Source organism: Caballeronia humi, from assembly GCF_001544475.1.
Taxonomy (GTDB): domain Bacteria; phylum Pseudomonadota; class Gammaproteobacteria; order Burkholderiales; family Burkholderiaceae; genus Caballeronia; species Caballeronia humi.
Window position 1 is genome coordinate 1 of sequence record NZ_FCNW02000199.1, and the last position, 1,057, is coordinate 1,057.

The 1,057-nt window shown below is 59.0% G+C and carries 2 protein-coding genes; both read left to right on the forward strand.

Features of this window, described 5'->3' with window-relative positions; genetic code table 11:
* The coding region (locus AWB65_RS37585) for a hypothetical protein (protein WP_235008117.1) at positions 1-283 on the forward strand (283 nt) is incomplete at its 5' end.
* A 5-nt stretch (positions 284-288) separates the two neighbouring features.
* Positions 289-1,023 (forward strand): Crp/Fnr family transcriptional regulator, encoded by a 735-nt coding sequence (locus AWB65_RS35020; RefSeq protein WP_087660900.1) that lies wholly within the window; start codon positions 289-291, stop codon positions 1,021-1,023.
* Positions 1,024-1,057 lie beyond the last annotated feature (34 nt).

The window sequence follows — 1,057 nt, forward strand, 5'->3', positions numbered from 1 at the left end:
TCTTGTCTGTTCAAAACTGAATCAAATTCGACTGCAGCCTCTCCGTACGATCGGTCACACGCCGGTGAAGCCCTTTACTGGTAAGACATTTGCGAAGCTGGCACGACTCTCGCTAATGTATGACAAAGCACAAACGACAGCCGCCAATGTAGTCGAACAGACGGCAATAACGGTGCTACGGGGCTGGTCGCAAAAAGTTTCGATGAACGCCACACAGATGCGCTCACGAATTCCGATGCAGGCCAGAGAAATACAGCGCAAAGCGCACAGACCAGGCGAATAAAAATCATGTTGACTCTTCAATCCGATCTGCACGGCAATCATTTGTTGGGCGCACTTCCGGCGCATGAATGGCAAGCCATCGCGCCTCATCTCGAACTCGTTCAGTTGCGCACCGAGCAGTTGCTGTGCGATTCGGGACAACGCATTCATCACGTGTATTTCCCGACGACCGCCATCATCACGCTGCTGCACACGATGGAAGACGGCGGTTCGGTTGAAGTGGCGGCGGTGGGTCGTGAAGGGATGACGGGTGTGCCGGTGCTGACTGGCGGCGACACGATGCCCACTCGCGTGCAGGTGCAGGGCGCGGGCTTCGCGTATCGGATGAGCGCGAGCGCGCTGCGCGAACATTTCGGTCGCTCGGATTTTCTGCGTCGCCTGATGCTGCTGTATATGCAGGCTCTGCTCACGCAAGTGGCGCAAACGGCCGCGTGCAATCGTCACCATTCGTTGAGCAAGCAGTTGTGCCGCTGGCTGCTGATCCAGGCGGACCGCTCGTCGTCGGACCAGATGCGCGTGACGCAGCAAATGATCGCGGACATGCTGGGCGTGCGCCGCGAAGGCGTGACCGAAGCGGCCGGCAAGCTGCATGACGCAGGCTTGATCCATCACAGCCGTGGTTGCATCAAGGTGCTCGATCGCGCGGGGCTCGAAGCGCGCGCATGTGAGTGCTACGGTATCGTCAAGCGCGAGTTCGATCGCATGCTGCCGAGCGCGCGTCAAACGGCGGTCGCTGCGTAGTTGCGAAGCTTATGCGCGTGTCAGACCGTCAGCC